Source organism: Acinetobacter rathckeae (genome assembly GCF_015627125.1).
Taxonomy (GTDB): Bacteria; Pseudomonadota; Gammaproteobacteria; order Pseudomonadales; family Moraxellaceae; genus Acinetobacter; species Acinetobacter rathckeae.
On record NZ_VTDO01000010.1, the window covers coordinates 1 to 19506 of the forward strand.

The 19506-nt window shown below is 39.8% G+C and carries 17 protein-coding genes and 1 tRNA gene; 5 read left to right on the plus strand and 13 right to left on the minus strand.

Annotation, left to right across the window (positions count from 1 at the left end; genetic code table 11):
* Both I2F31_RS11970 and I2F31_RS11975 read right to left on the minus strand, forming a co-directional pair.
* A partial coding sequence (locus tag I2F31_RS11970) for a cold-shock protein (protein WP_195773937.1) occupies positions 1 to 321 on the minus strand: 321 nt, incomplete at its 3' end.
* A complete protein-coding gene (locus I2F31_RS11975; protein ID WP_195769734.1) occupies positions 314 to 1282 on the minus strand; it encodes a homoserine kinase in 969 nt (322 codons plus the stop codon). The genes I2F31_RS11975 and I2F31_RS11970, both read right to left, overlap by 8 nt.
* 104 nt (positions 1283 to 1386) lie before the next feature.
* Between I2F31_RS11975 and hisF the strand changes: the two genes are divergently transcribed.
* The gene (hisF, locus tag I2F31_RS11980) at positions 1387 to 2145 is read left to right on the plus strand and encodes an imidazole glycerol phosphate synthase subunit HisF (RefSeq protein ID WP_195769735.1); all 759 of its coding nucleotides are present in this window, start codon (positions 1387 to 1389) and stop codon (positions 2143 to 2145) included.
* A 30-nt stretch (positions 2146 to 2175) separates the two neighbouring features.
* Here hisF and I2F31_RS11985 read toward each other — a convergent pair whose 3' ends face one another.
* From I2F31_RS11985 to I2F31_RS12010, 6 genes are read right to left on the minus strand one after another with little or no spacing between them, the layout of a single operon-like run.
* A complete protein-coding gene (locus I2F31_RS11985) occupies positions 2176 to 2928 on the minus strand; it encodes a CDP-diacylglycerol diphosphatase (protein WP_195769736.1) in 753 nt (250 codons plus the stop codon).
* 4 nt (positions 2929 to 2932) lie between these two features.
* Positions 2933 to 4126 carry a phospholipase D-like domain-containing protein gene (locus I2F31_RS11990; RefSeq protein ID WP_213014888.1) on the minus strand — a complete coding sequence of 398 codons (1194 nt, stop codon included), beginning with the start codon at positions 4124 to 4126 and terminating at the stop codon, positions 2933 to 2935.
* Between the two features lie 40 nt (positions 4127 to 4166).
* Positions 4167 to 4796, minus strand: a complete 630-nt coding sequence (locus I2F31_RS11995) for a MotA/TolQ/ExbB proton channel family protein (RefSeq protein WP_195773938.1) — start codon at positions 4794 to 4796, stop codon at positions 4167 to 4169.
* 12 nt (positions 4797 to 4808) lie between these two features.
* Positions 4809 to 7022, minus strand: a complete 2214-nt coding sequence (locus tag I2F31_RS12000; protein WP_195769739.1) for a TonB-dependent receptor family protein — start codon at positions 7020 to 7022, stop codon at positions 4809 to 4811.
* A gap of 20 nt (positions 7023 to 7042) precedes the next feature.
* Positions 7043 to 7861 (minus strand): energy transducer TonB, encoded by an 819-nt coding sequence (locus I2F31_RS12005; protein WP_228285932.1) that lies wholly within the window; start codon positions 7859 to 7861, stop codon positions 7043 to 7045.
* Position 7862: 1 nt separating this feature from the next.
* Positions 7863 to 8267, minus strand: a complete 405-nt coding sequence (locus I2F31_RS12010; protein ID WP_195769740.1) for an ExbD/TolR family protein — start codon at positions 8265 to 8267, stop codon at positions 7863 to 7865.
* A 253-nt stretch (positions 8268 to 8520) separates the two neighbouring features.
* Here I2F31_RS12010 and I2F31_RS12015 point away from each other — a divergent pair.
* Positions 8521 to 8596: transfer RNA gene (locus I2F31_RS12015), tRNA-Thr, on the plus strand.
* A 48-nt stretch (positions 8597 to 8644) separates the two neighbouring features.
* Here I2F31_RS12015 and I2F31_RS12020 read toward each other — a convergent pair.
* Positions 8645 to 10618, minus strand: a complete 1974-nt coding sequence (locus tag I2F31_RS12020) for a phytase (RefSeq protein WP_195769741.1) — start codon at positions 10616 to 10618, stop codon at positions 8645 to 8647.
* A gap of 21 nt (positions 10619 to 10639) precedes the next feature.
* On the minus strand, positions 10640 to 13132 hold the full coding sequence (locus I2F31_RS12025) for a TonB-dependent receptor (RefSeq protein WP_195769742.1): 2493 nt from the start codon (positions 13130 to 13132) through the stop codon (positions 10640 to 10642).
* A gap of 301 nt (positions 13133 to 13433) precedes the next feature.
* On the opposite strand from I2F31_RS12025, the gene I2F31_RS12030 reads away from it, so the two are divergent.
* Together I2F31_RS12030 and I2F31_RS12035 are read left to right on the plus strand one after the other, a co-directional pair.
* The gene (locus I2F31_RS12030; protein WP_195769743.1) at positions 13434 to 14366 is read left to right on the plus strand and encodes a GGDEF domain-containing protein; all 933 of its coding nucleotides are present in this window, start codon (positions 13434 to 13436) and stop codon (positions 14364 to 14366) included.
* The gene (locus tag I2F31_RS12035; protein WP_195769744.1) at positions 14363 to 15364 is read left to right on the plus strand and encodes an AraC family transcriptional regulator; all 1002 of its coding nucleotides are present in this window, start codon (positions 14363 to 14365) and stop codon (positions 15362 to 15364) included. Before I2F31_RS12030 ends, I2F31_RS12035 begins: the two co-directional genes overlap by 4 nt.
* Here the strand turns inward: I2F31_RS12035 and I2F31_RS12040 are convergent.
* On the minus strand, positions 15356 to 15673 hold the full coding sequence (locus I2F31_RS12040) for a hypothetical protein (protein ID WP_195769745.1): 318 nt from the start codon (positions 15671 to 15673) through the stop codon (positions 15356 to 15358). The two genes, I2F31_RS12035 and I2F31_RS12040, sit on opposite strands and share 9 nt — an antisense overlap.
* A gap of 249 nt (positions 15674 to 15922) precedes the next feature.
* Here I2F31_RS12040 and I2F31_RS12045 point away from each other — a divergent pair, with 249 nt between their 5' ends.
* Positions 15923 to 16828, plus strand: a complete 906-nt coding sequence (locus tag I2F31_RS12045; protein WP_195769746.1) for an EamA family transporter — start codon at positions 15923 to 15925, stop codon at positions 16826 to 16828.
* On the opposite strand, the gene I2F31_RS12050 is transcribed toward I2F31_RS12045, so the two are convergent.
* Positions 16825 to 17637, minus strand: coding sequence for an SAM-dependent methyltransferase (locus tag I2F31_RS12050; protein ID WP_323127583.1), 813 nt, complete (start codon positions 17635 to 17637; stop codon positions 16825 to 16827). The genes I2F31_RS12045 and I2F31_RS12050 overlap by 4 nt on opposite strands.
* A gap of 1 nt (position 17638) precedes the next feature.
* A complete protein-coding gene (locus tag I2F31_RS12055) occupies positions 17639 to 18937 on the minus strand; it encodes an FAD-dependent oxidoreductase (protein ID WP_195769747.1) in 1299 nt (432 codons plus the stop codon).
* Between the last annotated feature and the right edge of the window lie 569 nt (positions 18938 to 19506).

Genomic DNA, 19506 nt, shown 5'->3' on the forward strand with positions numbered 1-19506 from the left:
AAATAACACCAGCCAATAAATAAGAATCGCAATGGTCATTTTATCGAGCTTAGATGACTGGGTTTGAGGAAATTGCTCAAATGTGGCTGACTGAGAACGAGTCTGTTGAGCATTTAAATACACGACGCTTTTGGCGGCAAAGCGACCTTTACCGTCTACAGCCACAGTATATTCTAATGCACAGCCCACAATCGGGCGTGGGCCACGTTTAGCAAAGTCTTTAATGTGTAAAAATACACGGGCTTTCGATGTATCTTTTGGCTGAATAAAACCATAGCCCTGATCATCAAACCATTCGACCAAACGTCCCTGATCACGCATGGGTTGACTCAAGTTGTAAACGTGCCAAACGATTTAATAACATTTCACGCATTTGAGCAGGGTCTTTTTGGAATACATCACTACCGCCACGCCCTTCTAAGCGGTTTAAACGTGCCACATTTAAACGTAACAACCAAAAACGACATGCGCACATGGCTAAATACACATCTAAACATGCCAACTCATCAGCACTCATGGTTCGCACAGTTTGATACGCCTGTAAGTAAGCATCTACACGTACTTGATCTAAACTTACTTCAGGATATTGGGTACAAAACTCATTAATGGTGATGGCAATATCAAACAGTAACTCATCAAAATTAAGCTCAAAAAAGTCTAAAATGCCCGTAAGTGTGTCGCCTTCAAATAATGTGTTATCTCTAAATAAATCTGAATGGACCCAGCCTTTCACACGGTTTGGATACTTGGCTTGATATTGACTAAACACACCATATACTTGGTCAAACAGTACAGCGTCTTGTGCTGACATCTCTTCTTTTTGTAGCATTTGACCAATATTGGTCCAATACTCATGACCACGGCTGTGGCTACGTGTGAGTGGGAAATCAAGTAAAGCCACATGCAGTTTGGCTTGTGCCGTTGCAATTTCTTTGACTTGTGCCACATTGGTTTGTTCTGGGTGTTGGCCCCACACTCTTGGTGCAACTTGAGCAGGTTTACCCACAATATAGTGAATGGCTTTACCATTATGACTGAGCGGTGCTGCTACAGGTACACCATGTTGTGCTAATTGTTGCAATACAGGCACTAACTCGCCCGCACTTTGCTCTGTTTCATTTTCAAAGACCGTGAGCACATACTGTTTTTGGTCTTCGCAGATAATAAAATAGTTCGTATTTTGGATGCCGCCTTGAATCGGCACGAGGTCAACCACGTTTAAGCCGTATGCACGGGTAAATTGTTGAACTTCTTCTAATTGCAAAGGCGTATAAACAGACATAGAAAACCTGCGTGAAACAAAAATAGTTTGATAGAATACCTGAAGTTTAACAAGTTATAGCCGATCTCGGAAACTTTATTTATAAGCCAGTGCAGGACACCCATATGCTCGCAAAACGAATTATCCCCTGTTTAGATGTCGACAACGGCCGTGTGGTCAAAGGCGTACAATTTTTAGACATTCGCGATGCAGGCGACCCTGTAGAAGTAGCACGGCGCTATAACGAACAAGGTGCAGATGAAATTACTTTCTTAGACATTACTGCAACCCATCATGGTCGAGATACCACTTACCGTACTGTAGAACGTATGGCTGAGTCAGTGTTTGTACCACTAACAGTGGGTGGTGGTGTGCGTAAAGTCGAAGATATTCGCCTATTGTTAAATGCAGGTGCAGATAAAGTCAGCATTAACTCAGCTACTATTACCAATCCAGAATTTGTACAAGAAGCCTCTGCTCGTTTTGGGGCACAGTGTATTGTGGCTGCCATAGATGCCAAAAAAGTTGCCGAAGGGAAATGGGAAATTTTCACTCACGGTGGGCGTAAAGCCACAGGCATAGATGCGATTGAATGGGCAGTAAAAATGGCCAACTACGGTGCAGGCGAGCTACTGGTGACCAGTATGGACGCAGACGGTACCAAAGCAGGTTATGACATTGCACTCATGCGTGCCATTAATGACCGTGTTTCTGTACCCACCATTGCTTCAGGTGGTGTAGGTAATTTACAACACCTTGCTGATGGCATTTTACATGGTGGTGCAGATGCTGTGCTTGCAGCCAGTATTTTTCACTTTGGGCAACACACGATTCCTGAAGCAAAAAAATACCTTGCTGAGCAAGGCATAGAAATGCGTTTGTAAACGTATCAATGCACAAATACGTTTTGTCTCTTATTGTGTGACCTGACAAAACGTATCTTGTATTTCTTCAATACTACCTAAATTTTTCTCAGTTAAATCAAGCTTGGTCGCAAGGAGTATCATGTCTGTATCTGTTGCAGACACCATGGCTAAACCATATTCTGCCATGTGACCTGCCTTAGTTTTCTGTAAATAATCAGACAATATGTGAAATGGGCTTGTGGTATTGAGCTCTGCCAATGTGATTTTCTTTGCTAAATAAGTATGCCCTAAAATTTTATTAGGTAAGGCTTGCCAGTGAGTTGTAATACTTGGCCGTTCGTGTTCAAGTTGTACATAGACTGCTTTGCTTAAGCAAGAAGAGTGTATATGTAACTGGTCTTGGGTACGCCCATATGCTGAATTGACTGAAAAAGATAAATAACGTGGTTCAATGGCTTTTTTATTTTGTGTATCTAAAATATGCCGTTGTACCCATGCATCATTAAAATAATTTTTGGCAGTAGGTTGTAAAAGCTGTGAGTCTTCAATGCCTGTAATTTTAGCAGTTGGAATAATCAAGGTTTGTACAGGCCCATGCCGATCTCTTAACACTACGTAACCTGATGGTCTATTCACCACCAAACACGCATGGGTGTCATCTCGGCTCGTTTCACAGCGATTACTCACAATATCCCACAAAATTTGTCGCTTTGGCAATGTTTTAGGCACAACAAAACAACTTGTCAGCACACTACTCAAGGTAAAAACTGCTAAAAGATTACGACAATTCAAATAGTGCATATATTTACTCTTTGGCAGGGTTGACGACTTTATAAGGCATATTCACATCTACTGCATGTGCATACTCACTTTGCCATAAATCATCATACAAGCGGTCTAAATTTTGGGTAATATCCGCATTATTATTTAACACAATCTCTAAATTACGAGACTGCTCAAAGTAGCCACCACTCCAATTTGATGTCCCCACCCATGCTGTTTTATGGTCTATAGTCATATACTTACTATGAATCACCCGAGCATAGGGAATAAAGCCATCTTTACTTTTAGGAATGGTCACAATTTTAATGTTGATATTGGGTACAAGTGCTAGGCTTTTAATCCAAAGAATATCTGGATACCGAATATTCCAGTCTGCAATCATTAAATTAATCTTTACGCCACGTGCAGCCGCTTCTCTTAAACTACGTTCAATAAAGTCATAAAATACACGCTTGCCCTTACCTTCGGCATAACTCAGTGGTGAATACTGCATGACTTGAATATTAATATTTGACTGCGCACTGGCAATCAGTTTCGGAAAGTTGTCTACGACGGTATAAATATTGGCAGGGGTCACCTCCGGTGGACTCGCCAATAAATAATCACCTTGCATGACCTGTGGCGGTGTTTTATGTTGCGTAACATGTGGAATGCTTTGTTGTTTTCCTAAACGGGTTTGATTATTCCAATCGGTTTGGAAAATCTGTTTCATTTGCCCAACCACCTGAGCATCTTGTATTTTTAGCCCTGTTTCATGAATATGCTTTAAGGCTCGCCAGTCAAAATTTTGACTGCCCACAAACGCCACTCGGCCATCAACAATCAAGTATTTCGCGTGAATAATGCCATTGTCTATTTTAGAGAAATCCATCACCTTCCATTCAAGATTTGGAATATGCTGAATATATTGAATGGTGTCTGGATTAGATAGACTGAGCCCTTTTTGGTCAAGTAAGAAACGTATTTTCACACCCCGTTGCCCCGCTCTTTTTAAAGACTGCAACACAGCATCAAGTGCAGTATCTGGCAAGCTCGACACATAAAATTGTGCAATCTCTATTTCAGATGTTGCCCCATCAAACAACTGTTGCCAAGTGGTTTGTGCATCTTGCAATGCAGGGTGCTGTAAAGTGGTTTCTGTTGGAATATTTACCACCAGCTCAAAGTCAGATGAACCTTGAGCATGAGCGGTATAAGATACACTCAGAGAAGTCAAAAAAATGCCCAAACAAGCGAATTGTTTGGGCAGTTTAACATTAAGCATAACGGTTTTCTTCAGTCGATTGTGCTTTCCAATCTGACGCTTTCACCACTTTACTCTTACCTGTGTTAATGAGTAATACTTTAGACAACTCATTAATACGTTCAATACGGTTACCTAAGAAGTTATTAGCAACCAATGCTACAAGCGCAATGGCAATCCCCAACCCTGTAGCATATAACGCCGTACCCATACCCCCTGAGACCTTACTGGCATCAGACACACCAGATGCTGCCAAGGCTTGGAATGTATCTACAATACCTAAAATTGTACCCAATAAACCTAACAATGGTGCGGCAGCAACAATGGTTTCTAACACCCAAATACCTTTATTTAAAGCCGCTTTGCTTTCAATGTACTGTTGTTCAATGGCATCGTTACGCTCATTTTCAGTTAAACCACTGACTAACAATGGCTCAACCAATAAGTAGGCAGGGTTTTTGTCTTTTTTCTCAATCTGCTTTTCATCGAGTGCATGATGTTGTTTCAGTTGTTCATTTAGCTTTTTGGTTTGCTTTTGTGTCCATGTCAAATAAATCACACGTTCAATAAAAATCACACATAGCACCGCTAAGCAGGCATACATCATGTAAAAAATAATACTATGAACTAATTCAGCATTCATATTGGTTCACCCTTAAAGTTTTGCAGATAGAGAGATCACAAACGTACGCTCTTCACCAATATTATAAAGTGGTGCTGAACCTGTCGCTGTGCCTACTGTTTTTGAATTTATTTGTACTGTTTTTGCCGATGCTAAATATTCTTTATCAAACATATTGTTCACACCAAAACTTAACGTCACATCTTTTACAAAGTTACCTTTGACTGGCACATGTACACCTGCCGAGAAGTCAAATGTGGTACGACCTGCAATTTTTTCATCGTTAGTCAAGTCACCATAAAATGGCCCTGTGTAGTTACCGCTAAAGTTCCAAGACCATGTACGGTTGTCATAGCCAATACCTGCGCTAAAGACATTTTTAGATGTATTTGGCGTTTGTTTACCCACGGTTGGTAAATACACGCCTTTATTTAATGCATTGCCTTTTTGTTTAGAATCAGTGTAACTATATGACGTGTAATAGTTCATGTTGTACGGTAAGTTGCCGCTCCACTCGAGCTCTACACCACGGCTATCCACTTTACCTGCATTCACCATGACATAATCACCGCTCGGGTCTTGGCTTGAAATTTGGCGGTTTTTGTAATGCATATTATATGCTGTTGCACTTAGCAACATGTCTTGGGTTTGATAACGCCAGCCAAGCTCTTGGTTTAAGCTTAACTCTGGTTTTAAATTAATTGAGTCGCCTACGTTATACAGCACATAGTTTTGTGGTGCACGCATGTTTTTAGAGAGGTTATAGAAGAACTGATTTTGATCATTAAGCTGATATTTGGCGCTAAAATTCGGCAATAGCTCATTGTATTTGGCCTGCTTTGTTTCAGCTTTGGCAGAAAGACTACCTAAATTGTTACCTTTACGTTCAACACTTTCCCACGCTAAGCCACCTAACAATGTCACTTTCGGTGAAACATACCAAGCATCTTGTAACCATACACGTTGTGCAGGTGTAATGGTAAATTGATTACGTCCTTGGACCACTTGACCTTTAGCATCTATAAACTGATTTGACTCTGCCCAAGTATCTGCAGGGCCTGATGTTGTACTGGTTGTAATATACGGCTGTGTTTGACGTTGACGTGCACGCTCATACCAATAGCCTGTAGATAGGCTATGTTGGTCGTTAATGTCCCATTTGGCTTTCACCGTTACACCAGGACGCCATGTTTGCGTCATAGATGGACGATAAAATGCTGTCGTTGCAGACAAATTGCTTAAGTCATAAATACCCGATTTACTCGATGATTTTGACAAATTGCTCGTACCATTAGAGCCACCACCATTACCCCAGTAATAATACGGCTGAATGGTTGCTTTAAAGCTGTCACTTAAAATCAAATCTTGCGTAAATGATACATTTAAGTTTTCAAATGGATTCCGTGCATTTTGGTATCGATCTGCTGGAAAATCTGCTTTGTGACCGTTACTACCCGTTGCATCTGGTGCTGCATCATAAGCAGCTTTCGTAATTGTTGCATAACCATAGTTATCTTGTTTGTTATATTTCACAATCAAACTACTGGTATTGCCATTGTCTGCTTTATAAAATGCATTGGCTTCGACTTTATTGCCTTCTAAGTCGCCTTGGCCTTTCCATTTATTGGCCTCTGTATGTGATGCAGACAACCATGCACTAAAGTTACCTATTTGGCCTGTTTCAATACGAGCAAAGGTTTTTTTCAGGTCATTACTACCAAATTTTTGCTCTACAAATAAACCTGCATTTTTATCTGGACGTTTGGTACTTAAACCAATATTACCGCCACTCGAACCAATATGCGGGCCGTCTACTTCTGCCGAACCTTGGGTCACAAACACTTGACTGATGTTTTCCGAGTCACCTAAAAGGTTTGGATACACCGCATAGTTTCCAGAGTCATTTAAAGGAATACCATCGGCAGATAAACCAATTTGATCTGCCCCCATACCACGCATGGTGTAATTCAAGCCACTTATGCCCGATGAGTCAGTACTACTCATTTGCAAGCCAGGTACTTTCGCAATTTTATCTAAAGCATTGCCTGCACTTGGATTATTACTCAAAGCTTCACTGGTCACCACTGAACGAGCTTTTGGTGTGTCTTCTTGTACCATCAGACCGCCACCTAACGCTTGGCCTTGTACAGAAACTACACCCACATCGACACTTTGGGCGTGTGCAGTTGCAGATAAGAGTATAGACAGTACAGAAACTGACAGTAATTTTTTCTCAAACGTTTTCATTTCTTTCCCCTGTAGTTAAACTACGGTGCTGTATAATTTAATGTGGCAACAAATCGTTTTTGGCTTTCGCCTGAAAAGGCATCTTCAGGAAATGGCTCAACTTGCTTAATGGCTTGTAAACTTGAAAGTGCGACACGGTTAAGCAACATACTCTTAGATTTTGAAGCAATGCCTGAGTCTAAGACCTTGCCACTACGGTCAATTTGCAACCACACTTCCACATTACCTTCTGGTCGCTCAAGCGATGCTTCTCGCCCTGTTGGGTAACGTTTTTGTTGCTCAACCGCAGCTCTGACTTTATTTAAATAACTTGCTTCCGCCGAATGGCTTCCTGTGCTTGCAGGTTTTGGTTGTTCTGCAACAACAGGCTCAGCTTTGGCTTTAGGTGCTTCTTGCACTTTTTCTGCGACAGGTGCAGGTTTTTCTACTGGATTTTCAATCACTTTTTCAGTGACTTTTGCTTCAGTAACAGGTGCTTTTTGCGTTTCATTCACTTTTGCCTCAACCTTTTTGGGTTCAACCTTTTCTATAGGTTTCACTTTTGGTTCAGGTTTTGGTTTCACCTGCTCCACTACTTTAGGTTTTGGCTTTAGTTTTTCTTCAATAATTGCATCTTCAGGCGGAGCTTCTGGTTCTGGTGTGGCCTGCACTACTGGTGTTGGCGGTGTAACAACTGGCTCTGGTGGTGCAGCCAAAGTAATTTCGATGGGCTTTTCATCATATTTTGGTTCGATTTTCAACACATCTGGTTGCGTCAAAAAGAGCAAATATGCCCCCATAAACACCGCAGGACACCAACTTAAAGCCTTTCGATGCTGATAAACAACATACATACTCATACTAGACTTTCCGTGTGGCCAATGACACCGAGGTAAAACCATCTGCACGTAAACGGTCCATTACACTCACCAATTGCTCTACTGCAACACCCTTATCGCTATTAATAATCACAGCAATGCTTTTACCTGCTTGTTGTTGTGATTTCAGTGACTGAACGAGTTGATCGATGCTGGTATTTTGACCATCGAGCTGAATTTGGTCTGCCAATAAAGTCACAATAGCTTTTGTTTGTGGTTTTAATGCTTGTGAAGTGGTTGCTGAAGGCAGTTGTGTTTTGAGCCCTTGTGATGGAATAACATTTAAACTAATGAGTACAAAAAAAACCAATAAGAACATCATCACATCAATCATTGGAATCAATTCGATATGTGGTTTTGCTTTTTTTGTTTCACTCCAGCTACGCATTATTTTCACCATGACATATTTAATGGTGCAAATTCTATGAATTAAATATGACAAGACCTTGATAAAATTATGACAATTTCATGAAATTAAAATATTTTAAAATCATTCAGTTAAAATAAAAAACCAACACAACCATCAAACCACAATAGGTATGAATCAACAGTTGTATTGGCAAGGGTAAAACTTAAATATGCTAAATGGTTATTTTTTGGCTTGACCTTTTTTAAAAACTGTATAGAATTGCCACCACGTTGCCGACATAGCTCAGTTGGTAGAGCAACTGACTTGTAATCAGTAGGTCCTCAGTTCGAATCCGAGTGTCGGCACCAACGTATTTTTATAGACCATCAACCCCAATTGATGGTCTTTTTTTATGCCTACTCTGGCAGTTTTAGTGCCTGAGCAATACTTGTCCATGGTACATATTTAAAATTTTGGTTGCCTTCAGGCATACGCTTATGACCATCTTGTGCCACAAACATGCCTTGCTTCCATACACCACCCATTGCAAAACTACTCACTTCTAAACCATCTGTTTCAGAAATGGCATCAATGTTTTTCGCAAGGTTCATACCCACTTTAAAACGACCACGGTATTGGTAAGGTGCAGTCGCATCAACCACTACATAGCTGTCATTGCCTTGGCTTGAGAACACCAAATAGCTATGGTTCTTACCTTGGTAGATACCCATACCTTCAATGTCATCTTTCACACCATGCTCACCCACTGCAATCACTTTTTGCAATGCGTCATTGTTTGCAAGCAGGCTCATACTCCACACAGCGTGATCTTCTTCACCCAGAAAAATACGATCGTTGAGGTCATCTACCACACAGCCTTCAGGTTGAGTTTTTACTGCAAAACGCTTGACTTCAGTACCTTGTAACTGTTTATTTTTGCCTGTGATTTGATATTGTACAAATGTACCATCTTTATCATTTGGAATAGCAAAAATGTCTTTGTCACGGTTTTGGTATAAACAAATCCCGTAAATATCTTTTAGACTGGTCGCAACTTCACCCAGTACAGACACCTTGCCCGTGCTTTGATCAATGGCAAATACATGTAAGCTGTTTTGATCACGATTGGTTGCAATCGCCACATCTACACGCTCATTTCCCCACATAAAGTTCGAGCGGACATCGACATTATTTAAACGACCTACAGGCAGGTACTGGGTCTCTTTACCTTGCAAGTCATAGACTTGTAAGCCACCGAGTTTATCCGTACCTAATACTCTAGATTGGCTCGGGTTTTTCAAATTATGCCAAATCGCGGGGTCATCGGCCGCATCGCCTGTATGTGGCACAGTCACCGTTTGTATTTCTGGTTGCACCGTCACCACATCTGTAATTGCCACTTGAGTAGTGATTGGCTCAATATTGGCTTCCTTTTCAGAAAGGCTGGCCATTTTTAATTGATGGTTGTCATTCACTAAAAATTTGACTTGCCCTTGCTCTGACCATACCTGTAATTGCTCAGGTTTTTTCATATCTGGCAAAGACCATGTTTTTAAATATGTCCAAGCTTTGCCTTTTTGCTCGTATTGGTAAAGCAAATGAGCCTTTTCATCTAAAACAAAGGCACTTTTTCCAAGTAAAGCCATACCCGCAGGTGTACCTTGTATCTGACCATATGGCTGTACTAGGTCAACAATTTGGCGTGTAAACGGTTGCTCAGGGTCGGCAGGATACTGCCATACACCAATGCCTTCTTCATTGATCAGCAGTTTGCTTTTTTGCTGATCAACTGCACACGAACTACTGCCCACAGGTAGGTTTAACTGGCGTACCAATTTAGGAGCAACAACGGTCTCTCCATGTTGACCAATAATCCACTGCTCACCTTGCCCTTGCTCACCAATGAGGAAAGAAAAGATGTCTTTACTTTCATTTTCATACAAACACAGTGTTTCTATTTTAAAGGTGGTTTTAGGCAATGCCGTCATTTTTGACCATGTATTTGTTTTAAAGTTAAACGTACTGGTCATGGCTTGTTGGTTTTTTAAATCAACCACTTGCACTAAGATCTGTGATGCATCTAAAACACGATACCCCACCGCACCAAACTTCCCTTCAAGTTGAGTCAGCACTTTATTTTGCTGATCTAAAATGCGTAAACCTTGGTTTTTACTGCTTTGAATTACAAATGCTTCAGGCCATGCAGCTACAGCAAGATGCTGAACTGCTTCAACTTTAAAGTCATTGTCTGCAAGAGTGTTAAACTGAAGTGCAGTGCTACTACTTTGCACTTGGCTAGCAGAAGCTACAGATGCCTTATTTTCAGCAGGCTTGCCACATGCGACCAACACCAGTGCCATGCTACTGATTAATATCGTTGTTTTAAACATATTTTTTAACCGTCAATTACATTAAAAATGTGTGAATGTCAGTGCCAATTTATACGTTGGCCCATAAGTTTCATACTGTGCATTCATCGACTTTGAACCCGTATATGCGTAGTACGCCTGATTGGTGACATTACCCACATCAAACTTTAATTTGAGCTGTTTGGTGATGTTGTAGTAGCTGCTAACATCGACAAAGAACTGCTTGTCATTGTAAATATCTAAGGCAGGCTGGCTCACATCTGTAATTTGATACACATTCGCTGACTTATAATTGGCAGACACTTTCACACCTGCTCGCTCACCCTCCCAACCCAACAATGCATTACCCACAAAGTTCGACTGGCTTGGGAAACGAATATGGCGTGTGGTATAGGTATCTGACACGGTAGCATCTGAGTGGCTCAGTGTTGTATTTAAACCCCACACTAAACCATTCCACGGTGCAGGTAGTTGATCCATTTTTTGTGAATACGCCAGCTCTAAGCCATAAATTTTCGCTTGATCACCATTTTTATAGGTTGTGGCTGTATCAAAATCTGCCCATCGCCCCTGACCTGAAAGGTCTGTTTTGTAGACAAAGTTTTTAATTTTTTTATAGAACACATTGGCAGATAACGTACCTGCTGTACCAAAGTAATGCTCTGCACTTAAATCAAAGTTCTGTGATGTCAGTGCTTTTAAATCGGGGTTACCAAACTCTGCTTCTAAGTCGGTATTGCTCACGTACATTCCTGGTGAAGATTGAGCAAACGTTGGACGTACCACAGTACTGGTATAGGCTGCACGAAGTAGGGTGTTTTTATCTAGCTCATAACGCAAAGTTAAATTTGGTAGCCAGTTGTTATAATCTTGCTTGTGCGATGTTGGCGATATTTTGGTATCAATATAACCATAGCCTTGAGAGGTCTTTTTTGTGCCTTCAAAACGTAAACCTGCAATCACACGTAGCTTGTCTATATCTACAGTGTTCATGAAATATAAAGCATTAATATTTTCTTTGCTGTTAAAATCATTAACAGTAGATGCTTCTAAGTCAATGTTTTTATTTGGGTCTAAACCAACCAAGTGATTTTTAGCCGCCGTTTCATCAATAAATGGGCCGAAACTGGCTAGGCTGTAATCTGCATCGCCATAGAAGTCATTACTACCCGCATTTGCTAAATTCTTTTTATACACCCACTCATTTTGATCATTGGTTTTTTGACGATGGCTGATCTTACCACCAAACTTAAACTGTGCTGCATACTCAGCTAAGCTATAGTCACGGCTAAAGTCGAGCTTAATATTTTTCTCGGTGTCTTTTGTCAGTGCTTGCTTTTGCTTAATACTATTTAAAGTAAAGTTTTTCGGGTTATTTAAATCACTCGCACTTGATGTAAATACTGGGCGTTCAGTGTCTGAATAACTTAACCCTTTAAACTTGCCTGTGTACTCTGCACCCGACAAACCTTGTGGGTCATTTTCTTCTGCTTCGCTATAACCCAGTTGACCTTCAACCACCCACATACCAAGCTGTTGCTTACCACCAAGTACATATGATTGTATGCTTTGATCTTCTTCACGTGCCTTTAAAGCACGCGTCACTTTACCTGTACATGCCTGATTTACAACACATGGACTATCAAACTTCACATTACGTGCATAGCGTGATTCGGTATCATCAAAACGGCTGTAAAGCGTTTTTAAATAGTATTGTCCTGAGTCGGTACGCCAGTCAAAATTTAACCCTGCACCTAAACGCTCACGAGCAATATCATAGTAACGCATAGAAATTTTGTTAATGCCTTGACCTGTCCACTCACCTTCAGTTTCAACATTGTCTGAACCAAACTTACGGTTTTGGTAACTCAGTGCAGCCGCCACACCAAAATTATCCTCACCGCCTAAAATGCTAAAACGGTTACTAATTGCACCTGAAAATTTAGGGCTATATTTATCACGTAAGCTGTTATAGCTGCCTTCAGCTGTGCCCGTATAAAATAAACCTTTATGGTCAAATGCAGACAAGCTATTCACTTGTACTGTACCACCTAAAGAGTTGGCATCTAAATCTGGCGTAAGTGTTTTAACCACCGCCAAAGACTGTACCAGCTCAGAAGGTAAAACATCTAAAGCCACACCACGGCGATTACTTTCAGGTGCAGGTACTAATGTGCCATTAATAGTGACGGCATTTAAGTCGGCACTTAAACCACGCACTGTTACAAAACGCCCTTCGCCCTGATCTCGTTCAACAGATACCCCTGGCAAACGCTGTAATGCTTCTGCGGCATTGTCATCTGGCAGTTGACCAATACCATCTGCATGCACCACACTACTAATGCTGTCTGAGCTTTGTTGCTCACGTAAAGCAGCATTCATACTGGCAGCTTGCCCGGTACCTGTAACCTGAATAACACCTAATGACTGTACTTCATTGTCTGCTGCATGTGCTGGATTCAACGCCATTAACGCTAAAACCAATGTACTCAATTGAAATGTATTTAAAGCGGTTTGTTTTTTTGAATGACGCATTACCTGAAACCCCAAGCGAAATTAAGTCTGCTGTAGGCACAATAAGTTGTAATTGTTAATGATCTGTTACAGTATTTTTTTATAAGTATGTTTTTGGATACTTTGGTCTACTTTTTGTCAAAAAATGAGCTGATTTGACCTCAGAAAAAGTGTTAATAACCACAATCTTTTGTAAAAAAGTGCTATAAATTGCATTCTAAAGCTTAATTTAAAAAAAATAATGAGCTATTTTGACTAAATCTTACGCCATAAAAACGTCATATAAATTTGCTTAACTATAAAAAAACACTCTATTTTTAATATGCACGCTCATCTTAGTCGCCCATTAAAGTTCACCTACTACGTGTATCTTTTATCACTGTTATGCTTATTAGGCTTAGTATTATTTTTAACTTTTGGTCAAATAAAACATCTCGCACAGTGGAATTGGGTCGATATTTTAGGCGAAGGTGGTTCAACTATATTTATTGGTCTTTGGATTGCCCTACTATTAAAAGGCCGACCTCAAGGCCGTGTTACCAATTATATTTTTTTCGGGCTAAGTTTTATCTTTTTTCATCTTTGGATAGATACTTTAGATGAGTTTATTCGCTTACCAAAAACCATTCATTGGAATGCATGGTTAGAGTCTGTGCCATTTCCGATTGGTATTGGCCTACTCACCATTGGTTTAATGTATTGGAAACAAGAACAACTGGCCATTTCTAAACAACTGCTCAAGACTGAACGCATTTTTCGAGATCATCGTTTATTTGATGCACTGACCCCACTTGCTGATGCCAACTATTTTAAAGCACAGCTGAATACACTCATAGACAACTCAAAAGACAACGCACCGCACTGTGTGATTTTAATCGACATGCAACAGTTCGATGCCATCAATAAAAAATATGGCTTTGATGAAGGCTCTTTAATTTTACAATATATTTCACAAACACTGATCTTGAACTTACGCTCAGATGACCTCGTTTGCCGACTGGCAGGCGACCGTTTTGTGATTTTATTACCACAAACACGCCTAAAACAGGCCGAAAAAATGACCTTACAGCTTAAAAAATTGGTCGCAACTTGTCAGTACTACCCTCAACATTCAGCTCAAGCAATTGAACTTGCTGTTCATGCTATCTGTAGTGAAATTGACCAAGCCAATGCACATTTGGTCTTAAAACATTTAAACCAAAAACTACAACACACAAAACAAAATGACCCTATACATCAGGTGGTACTTCAATGAATTACGAACATGACCACCCGTTTATACCCGCACACCATCAACTGTCTTTACTCATAGATTTGGCAAGGCAGTATCATTTAGATGACCACATACTTTTAAGTGGTAGTGGTCTATTTTTGCAAGATATTTTATCTGCCAATAAAAAAATATCTTACTTACAGTTTATGACGGTATTAAACAATGCCAAAGCTCACTTTCACAGTGATGATATTCGCTTTTTATTTGGTGGACGCTGTTTAACCACCCCTTTTAACCATGCCTTAAAATCTATTTTATATGCACAAAACTTTGAGCAAGCACTCAATCGTTGCTTGGAATTTCACGCCTTAGTTTGCCCATGGCTTACCCCTAAGATCATGAAAAACCATCAGGAAATCATTATTTATTGGTTAAATGTACCACGTAACAACGATGGTTTATTTTTATTAGAAATGAGTATGAGTGCATTTAAAGCACTATCTAGAGAAATTTTAGCGGAAAAAGTCACTTGGCAATTTGATTTTAATAGCGATGAGCCTGAGTATATTGAACAATACTGGAGTCATTTGGGCGATCAGTTACACTTTAAGCAACCCATTTCTTGTATGCGTCTAAGCATAGATTATTTACAAAAACCGCTACCACAACACTCTTTCACCCTATCTTCAACCTGCTATATACAAGCACAACATGACATTGAAAAATACCAACTACAACACAGTTTTTTAGAAGCTATCTACCGGTACTTAATGCAAAATATTGGACAAGGCGTTTCATTAGACAGCACGGCAACTTATTTTTCTATGAGCAGTGCCACGCTCAAACGCAAACTTAAAAAGCACGGCACATCTTTTCAAGCACAAGTTGACCAATGCCGCTTACATACAGCCATGATATTACAACGCGTACATGGGTTTAACAGTGAGCAAATTGCTCACCATTTAGCCATCCATGATCCGACCAATTTTCGTAGAGCCTTTAAACGCTGGTGTGGCTTGCCTTTACAGTCATTAGTTTAAACCATAGCATTTAGACGTCGCTACATTTTGGTCTGTATTTGAATTTGCAGGATAAACAAAACAAATTAAGGCTTTTTTACCTTGTTGTAAGGTAAATACTGGGCCTGTGTCTTCAATATTTGTACTTACAATCTTCGCCCCATGATTCAAAAAATCAGACAATGGCTTTTGCTCTGCTTTAAGCACCGTTGGGTACTCTAGTGCATTGTCTGCAACTTTTGCACCTGTTGCAGGTGGCCAAATACTTTGTGCATATGTGAATTGACTTAAAGTCCCTAAAGTCAGTAATACAGCAGTGGATTTTAGCATGTATTTTTCCTAAAATGAGATTTCGTTTCAATATAAATTACTTAAAAAACAATAAGAAATAACATAATACAAGTCTCAACAAAGTGTAACTTTAAAGAATCTAGTCTTTATAAAATTTCTCGTAACCATCTAAGTTTCATTGCCTAACACACACCACAAAAAACCTCATTTAAGTGACAACTCAAAATTATATTGTATACACCTGAGTTAGCATGTTATAAACACAAAAAATAATAAAGAGTAACCTTCATGACCATTAAAGACTTCTTACTTGCATGTATTGTCATTTTGGCATGGGGTGTCAATTTCGTGGTGATTAAATTTGGGGTTCAAGATATTCCCCCCTTTTTATTAGGCTGCTTACGCTTTGTTTTTGTGGTCTTTCCTGCCATATTTTTTATTAAACGCCCACCTGTACCTACACGTCTCATTTTAATGTATGGTTTGGCCATCAGTTTTGGTCAATTCAGCTTACTATTTTTTGCCATGTATTTAGGTATGCCAACAGGTATCGCCTCTTTAGCATCTCAAGCACAAGTCTTTTTCACACTCCTATTAGGCGTGCTATTTTTAAAAGAAACATTAAAAATACAACATATTATGGGCATGTTGGTTGCAAGCATGGGACTCATTATTTTAGCCATCAGCAAAGCAGGTATAAACAGCCACGTGCCTCTGATTCCATTTTTATTTATTTTAGCGGCAGCCCTCTCTTGGGCAATTGGTAATATTTGCAATAAAGTGATTTTAAAACATGCCAATGTCAACGCACTGTCTTTAGTGGTATGGGCAGGTCTTGTACCCATTATTCCATTTTTCCTCTGTTCTGTATGGCTCGATGGCATTGATAAAGTCGGCATGAGCCTTGCACATATTCAAGCCAAAGATATTTTTGTAGTATTTTATCTCTCTATTGTCTGTTCATTGGTTGGCTATGGCTTGTGGGGCTACCTACTTAACAAATATGAAACATGGCGAGTTGCGCCACTGACGCTACTCATTCCTGTGGTTGGCTTAATTACCGGCTTTATTGTGTTAGGTGAGCGTTTATCTTACACACAATATATTGGCGTAGTCGTCATAGGTTTAGGGCTATGCATTAATATGTTTGGTCAACGAGTTTTTGCTCGGTTCAAAAGAAAACAAACCATCTAATTTTTAGACATAGTCACTTGTACATAATCAAGTAAACCATCTTGGTATAGCTTTTGGCACAGCTTCGCAGTCATTTTAATTTTAAAACCTGACAATCCTGTAAACTGCGTTGCGGGTTGCTGTGCAACATAATTGGCAAAGCCTAAAAAAACCTCTTGGCTTAGTCTTTGTATCTCTAATTGATGATAACCCTGTACTTGAGCCATTGATTGTAATGTTTGCACTGTTTCTAGGTGTGCAACCTGCACATTGGCAGATTTAAGCAAGTACTGATATTTTTTTTGCTGTAACCATGTTTGGTTATGCCAACGTTCATTGAAAAGCAAGTAATGAAAACCTACTCGTGTATTTGGCTTCACTAAGTGCCGAATTGCATGAAAAAAATCTGGCAAATAGCTATGATATAAAGCATCTATGCAGACAATAACATCGTACTGCTGTGTTAATCCATCTAATGCTAAGAAAGAACCTTGGTGCACCTGAATGTCATGGCTCACATTTTGAAGACGCGCCACACAATTTGCTTGTAATTCAATGCCCGTGATCTGCTTTACGGCGTAATTCTGTTGCCAAAAAAACAGGCTTGCCCCTTGCCCACACCCTAAATCAAGTACATGGTCATTTGCGCAAAGTTGTAATTGGTCGGCCAAGTGTGTGGCTAACTGCTCACATGCTTGCACATAACTGTGTGTTTGCGGTTGCCAGAAACCCAAGTTTGTCCAAGCATATAAAGCCGTATCCCCCAACATAGTGGCATCTACAGCGTATTTATGCCGTGATGCCCCGTGATGTTGCGGTATTTTTTGCACGCTAATAACCGAGTTCAGGTGCAACAGTAACTTTAGGTTTTAAGCCAACAAATGGCAGTGGTGCACCTAAGTTTTTTGCAATCTGCATGGCCGATGTCACAGCAGACTCTAAAATTGGCAAGCCATCGCACGACCATGAACCACAGAAATACACCTTACGATCTGTCGCTTTTTGACGGCGTTGTAACTCCGCATTTAACTCAATGGTCTGCCAGTTCACTACAGCACGGCTCAACTTCACAGTAGAAACAATTTTTTTCTGATCAATTGGCATGACAGGTCGCCATGTCTGGAACACAGCCTCTTTACCTACCAGTGTTGGCTCAATCGCATTCATCCATACAGTAAACTGTTGTTTTGTAAATGGACGATCCATCATATAACTGAGTACTGACCAATCTTTACGGCGTGGTGGCATGACTGTGGCATCAGTATGTATAACCAAGTCACCCTCTTCAAATTTAAACTGTTTGAGCAATGCAAGATCATCAGCAAATTGCTCTGAGTTTAAAAAGTCTTCAAGCTTGTTGGTTGGTGTAGCAACAATGGTACGGTCAAATAATTGTTGAACACCTGCGGCATTTTCCACATAAACTTTTTCGCCTTGTAACTCAACTTTAGTCACGGCAGAACCACTTTCAATGTGTATGCCTTCTATCAGTTTACTGACAAATGCAGGTGCACCGCCTTGTAAACGCAGTAACTGATCGCCATTGGTCAATTGTTGTAAAAAAATCAATAACGGTTTTGCAGGCCATTCACCAATGGTTTTTGGATTACAAGTACAAATGGTGTATAGCACAGGCATAATTGCACCATTCCAAAAGACTTCTTCAATCTCATTTTTATTAATAAATTCAGATAAAGTAATGTCTTGACGCTTAGATTTAAAGAAGCGGTAAATTGCACTTTTTAACTGCAACATGCCTTTGACTAAACGCACGCCATATTGCTGTAAACCCTTGCGGTTATTAATAATTGGAAAATTACCAATCGGTGCACGTGATGTGGTCAACCACGTTTCAATTTTTTCCTCAAACAACCAACTGCACGACATATAGGTTCGTACAGGGAATGTGTCTATGCCCAAATGTGTGGCTAAACTTAAGGTATTTTTCCATAAATAAGGGTTCATCACACGTAGCGGTGCATCAACGATTCCACCATCAAACTCAATACTGTGACTGTCCATACCACGCCCAGGCAGGGCTTCAAATACGGTAATATTATGCCCAGCATCTTTTAAAATTCGTGCAGTAGCCAGTCCCGCCATGCCACTTCCAATGACTGCTATATCCACGTAAGTATCCATTAAAAAGTTTTTTTTATTATGCGTGATCTGAACTCGAAAGACCTTATTAAAAAATACCATTCTGAATGGGTTATGTGTCTTTTTTTTAACATGCTGTAAATTTATTGTTTTATGGCAACTTTAAAATCGCTTTTATTTATATTGATGTGTGTTCCAAAATACATAGGGGGTAACTTGATAAATTATATATTAGAAAGTGGGGCTAATTTCTAAAACAAGGGATTTAAGAAACGATGAGAATGCCATAAAAATCAATATTTTCGCCATCATCAAAATATTCAGGATCAATTTCATGTAAATTTACACCTGACCCACTAGTGAAATCATATGGAATCAAAATTATTAATTAAAGTATCCGTCATATCATTCTACGTTTCTTAATTTTCCGAACATAATACAGATTCAAACTCTTGCTACCGACTAGAAAGATCAGAAGATGACCTTACGGTATAGCTCAAAACACTTTTAAATGTTGTTCTAACCATATCTCTTGATACATTTATTGCCACATGTAAGTTATAGCCAAAGAATCACTTAATAGAAATTTTATTTCATGT

Excerpts from the sequence above, each read along its gene's own strand:
- I2F31_RS11975 (WP_195769734.1), bottom strand. The coding sequence starts at position 1,282 with ATGTCTGTTTATACGCCTTTGCAATTAGAAGAAGTTCAACAATTTACC.
- I2F31_RS12045 (WP_195769746.1), top strand. The coding sequence starts at position 15,923 with ATGACCATTAAAGACTTCTTACTTGCATGTATTGTCATTTTGGCATGG.
- I2F31_RS12020 (WP_195769741.1), bottom strand. The coding sequence starts at position 10,618 with ATGTTTAAAACAACGATATTAATCAGTAGCATGGCACTGGTGTTGGTC.
- I2F31_RS12030 (WP_195769743.1), top strand. The coding sequence starts at position 13,434 with ATGCACGCTCATCTTAGTCGCCCATTAAAGTTCACCTACTACGTGTAT.
- I2F31_RS11995 (WP_195773938.1), bottom strand. The coding sequence starts at position 4,796 with ATGAATGCTGAATTAGTTCATAGTATTATTTTTTACATGATGTATGCC.
- hisF (WP_195769735.1), top strand. The coding sequence starts at position 1,387 with ATGCTCGCAAAACGAATTATCCCCTGTTTAGATGTCGACAACGGCCGT.
- I2F31_RS11985 (WP_195769736.1), bottom strand. The coding sequence starts at position 2,928 with ATGCACTATTTGAATTGTCGTAATCTTTTAGCAGTTTTTACCTTGAGT.
- I2F31_RS12005 (WP_228285932.1), bottom strand. The coding sequence starts at position 7,861 with ATGAGTATGTATGTTGTTTATCAGCATCGAAAGGCTTTAAGTTGGTGT.
- I2F31_RS12040 (WP_195769745.1), bottom strand. The coding sequence starts at position 15,673 with ATGCTAAAATCCACTGCTGTATTACTGACTTTAGGGACTTTAAGTCAA.
- I2F31_RS12000 (WP_195769739.1), bottom strand. The coding sequence starts at position 7,022 with ATGAAAACGTTTGAGAAAAAATTACTGTCAGTTTCTGTACTGTCTATA.
- I2F31_RS12025 (WP_195769742.1), bottom strand. The coding sequence starts at position 13,132 with ATGCGTCATTCAAAAAAACAAACCGCTTTAAATACATTTCAATTGAGT.
- I2F31_RS12035 (WP_195769744.1), top strand. The coding sequence starts at position 14,363 with ATGAATTACGAACATGACCACCCGTTTATACCCGCACACCATCAACTG.
- I2F31_RS12010 (WP_195769740.1), bottom strand. The coding sequence starts at position 8,267 with ATGCGTAGCTGGAGTGAAACAAAAAAAGCAAAACCACATATCGAATTG.